Annotated in this window: 3 protein-coding genes; 1 reads left to right on the top strand and 2 read right to left on the bottom strand. The window is 46.3% G+C overall.

Translation table 11 applies throughout. The annotated features are described in order from the left end of the window. Nucleotides 1-195: hypothetical protein (locus tag ACYSNS_RS14405; protein ID WP_461723872.1), on the top strand; the 195-nt coding region annotated here is incomplete at its 5' end. 541 nt (nucleotides 196-736) lie between these two features. On the opposite strand, the gene ACYSNS_RS14400 is transcribed toward ACYSNS_RS14405, so the two are convergent. Together ACYSNS_RS14400 and ACYSNS_RS14395 are read right to left on the bottom strand one after the other, a co-directional pair. Further along, nucleotides 737-2,782 carry a TonB-dependent copper receptor gene (locus ACYSNS_RS14400; protein WP_461723873.1) on the bottom strand — a complete coding sequence of 682 codons (2,046 nt, stop codon included), beginning with the start codon at nucleotides 2,780-2,782 and terminating at the stop codon, nucleotides 737-739. A 1,153-nt stretch (nucleotides 2,783-3,935) separates the two neighbouring features. After that, a partial coding sequence (locus ACYSNS_RS14395) for an autotransporter domain-containing protein (protein WP_461723871.1) occupies nucleotides 3,936-4,240 on the bottom strand: 305 nt, incomplete at its 5' end.

Raw genomic sequence — 4,240 nt, 5'->3', positions numbered from 1 at the left:
CCCCCCCCCCCCCCCCCCCCCCCCCCCCCCCCCCCCCCCCCCCCCCCCCCCCCCCCCCCCCCCCCCCCCCCCCCCCCCCCCCCCCCCCCCCCCCCCCCCCCCCCCCCCCCCCCCCCAACACCACCCACAACAGAAACCAATGCTTCCACCGTATTAGTATCCTTAACTGTTAATCTTGACCAAAACATTGATTAAGAAAGTCCCCGCTGACATTCACGAATGGCTTAACACTGCAAAAATGGGAGATCAACCCTTTTTTTTAGACTTTTCGAGAAAAAAACGAAAATTGACCAGTTTATATACATATTTTTTTAAAAAATAATATAATTATCTCTATTTATAATTAATATTCAAAATAATAAAATTAATTCATAAGTATTTTTTATTTAAATCTAAATTTATATATAGAAGTATAAATTTATTATAAAATTTACCATTTATCATTAATTATATACATATAAATTTAAATAATAAAAACGATGATTCAAGTATAAAAATTCAACATATCATGTTTTTTATCAACAACGTGTCTCATTTTGGGACACGGTGCATAAAGGAAAGCAATGTTGGCGTAAAATCACCAGGGGGACAACAGTTTCAAAGTTGTTTTGCCTCAATTGGCAAATTTCGGCATAATGACGGATAGACTATCGTTAATGAATGCCGGCCCTGAAACGGTTTCAAAAACGGAAATGAAAATGTGTCCATTTCCGTTTTCGATGTTCACATTACCTCGCTAAAATTTGAAATCGGCCTTTGCCCAGAAGGTGCGTCCCGGTTCCCGAACCTGATAATGGGAAGGGAAACCGAATCCCGCATCGCCATCCTTGTTTAAATGTTCATAATAGTCCTTGTTGAAAACATTATCGACACCTCCCGTTAACTGGAATGCATCCGTTATCTTGTAAGAACCGTTGACGGAAAAAATGCCAAAACCAGCGCTTTTATCGTAATCCTTACCAACAACATTTCCTTTGTCTTTGGCTATGCGTGTTTGTTCGGCGACAAGACGCCAAAGTCCACCGACACTCCATTTCTCTTGCTCGTAGGTTAAACCGAGACGTCCTTCGAAAGGCGGAATTTGAGGCAGAGGCTGATTATCAGTGGTATTTTCACCCCATGCATAAGCAATGCTGGTATCAAAACGCCAGTTCGAGAGAAAATGCTGCGATAGTCCTAGCTCACCGCCCATAATCGTAGCATCGACATTGGTTGCTTTTGACTGCCCAGAACGATAGTCAAAGAGGATATAATCCTCTACCCTGCCGACGTAACCCGATAACCAGAGGCTGGTATCTGCAGAGTCGTATTGGGCACCAAAATCCAATTGTGTGGTCTTTTCAGGCTTGATGCCATCGAAGGCATTGAGATATCGTTCTTCTGACTTTTTAGGAGAAAATAACTCCCAGTAATCTGGAAACCGTTCTGTATGTCCGATACCGATATAGGTTGTGACAGGTAGCGCTTCCAAATCATGCTCATAGCGTAGAAATGCACTGGGTAAGGTATCTTCGCGCTTGTCGCCATTCGTAGCGCTTACCTCCCTCTCGTCTTCTGCTGATGCAAAATCCAAGCGCGCTCCGCCAACAAAACGCTGGTTTTCAGCAAAAGACCACGTCGCTTCGCTATAGAGGCCATAATCCGTGAAGACAGCATCCTTATTCCAACCGTCGATACTCATCATCTTTTTGCTTTTGCGCTTACGATGGGTGTTTGTTTGCAAATCAAAGCCTGTCACAATAGTCAGATCACCCCAAACCCACGTTGCGGCAGCGCGCCCACCAAGCGTACGTCGATCCAACCGGCTTTCCATCGGCATGCCTGACATATCCATAGCAGCTCCCATACCACCGTGGCTCATACCGTTCATGGTGCCCGACGGCACTGTTTTCAGATGACGCAGGCGAAAATTATCCATTATGTGATCAGCATAATTATAGTAAATCTGTGCCTCAAGTTTACTCAACACATCACTGACATTCGTCTTTATCAATTTAGCTCCAAGAGTTTCACGCTTGAACTGTGAGCCGTCCATTCCACGCCCAGCATAACGCGCTTCGCCATCACCACCGCCGCCGCTGATTTCAAACAGCGTATCGGCGTCTGGCGTCCAGCCGACGAACAAATCACCGTTCCATTTATCCCATTTGGATGGAATGCGATTCCCATCGCCATCGTGATAATCGTGTGCAAGCGCTTTATTGCCGATGATCCTGACATAACCGGCTTTTGCACCGACAGTGCCGTCAATCCGGCTTTCAAAGCGATTGTCCGTGCCCACGACGATGCTTGCATCGCCTTTTACTGTATAGCCATCAAAGTGTTGGGGATCACGCTCAAACAAAATGGTTGCCGCTGAACCTGTTGGCCCCCATCGCACTGTTTGCGGGCCTTTGATGACTGTTAAGCGATCATAGCTTTCAGGTGAAATATAAGATGTAGGATTGTCCATTCGTCCCGGACACGCACCCAGTATCACACCACCGTCATTGATGATATTCAAACGCGAACCGAACATGCCGCGAAACACCGGATCACCATTCGTGCCACCATTGCGAATGGTCGAAAAACCGGGGATCGTTTTAAGATAATCCGCTCCATCCGATGCCGGTATTGGCTGGCGCGGTGCCTTAGGATCGGTCACAACGGTCAATGGTGAAGACATCGCAGCAGAAGTTACGACGACCTTCTGCAACATTTTCCCCTGTTCTTCGGCCTCGACAGAATGGTTTGTATCATCTCGCGTTTCAGAAAACGCGGTAACGGGGTGCAATACAAGCATCAGACTAAGAATAGCTGTACTGGTTGAGCCTAAAAGGAAATAGAAATGATGGTACGCGTGCTTTTTTTGCGCTTTCAAATAGGTCATAATCAATTTATCCAAATGGGAATATTGTTCCACATCAAACCTCGCCCCCAAGCTTTTGATAAAGCTCGCTGTGTGTTCGATGCCATTGAAAAATACCAAAACCTGATATCTGCAAAAGATCTGCGTATAACAGTTAAGACGTCAGCAATGTTTTTAAGGGTCAATACCTAATTGCTTTGGTCCAAGTGCAACAGGCACATTTGTATAGGCACACTGACGTAGCCCCGACAATATCCGTACGAGTTGATTTGCATGCTTCAGGTAAAAATCCAAGGTGGGGGGGATCTCGGTGACGCATTGGTTTTGACAAAATATGTTCCAAACGCCACGGATTTTAAAGGTCTAAGATACTCAAACGTTAATAGGGTGATTTCCGCAATTTGGTTTCCGCCTGGAAGCGGAAGAATTGCCCCCCCTATACGGCAGGCATGGCAGGGAACACTGTCATGACATCCCTGATCACTATGGTTTGAAGGTGCGGTAATTAAGCTCTCGTCTTCGCCATGACCATCGCTACATATTTGAGACGCAAAAAGCGCCTCCATTTGGCTTTGGCTGATATTGTCAAGATGCGATAGAGATTGCGCCCCGGACGTATCCGCATGAGTTACGGGCGTTAAGCTATGGGCAAAGCTGAGCGAAAGCAGTGCAACAATGCACAATAGCCGTACACCAACAGAAAGCCTGTTACCGATCCGCATTATGAAATAATGATGCCCCTTTTCCACCGCATCAATTCATAAAGATTCTGTTGTTTTTTACAAGCGCGACAAAACGTCTATCACAGCATTTATGAAAAAGGATATGGCGTAACACCCAGTCGATCCTGGGGCTATTAAAAGCCCCCGGCAAGGTCGACCAGAGCTATTTTAACATGCGCTATTAACGCCTTGAACCACCAAAAGTAATCATCAGCAGAAACGATGAAACTATCCTGTTTTCCTATGAAACAGGATAGCCTGAGTATCCCGTAGATTATACGCAGCTTATCACTATATTCCGTTAGGGTGTAGCGAAGCTTCCATCTTAGACTTTTAACGAAGCCATTCGCCGAACATTATCAAGATCAAAACTGGTATTTGAGCTTGATGCCGCCCCCGCCGCCTTGGCGTTGTCCGACATAGGCCTGTCCATTGACATCAAGGCTCAAGGCCTTATTGCTGGCTATCGGCTGAAGGCTGAAGCCAGCCTCGAAAATACCCGTGCTGCCCTCCAATGATGGACGGTCGAGATTGAACTCATACGCCTTCGCCTTCACCTCGCCATCAAACTCGTATTCATAGGCAGCACCAATGTAAGGCTTGAACTGTTCGCTATAGGCATAAGCATAACGGCCACCAAGCTGAATGCGTGAACTCAACGAGCTGTCAA

The sequence above is a fragment of the Bartonella sp. LJL80 genome (assembly GCF_054871565.1).
The sequence above is the reverse complement of the archived record's forward strand: the minus strand, read 5'-3'. Positions and strand labels throughout refer to the sequence as shown.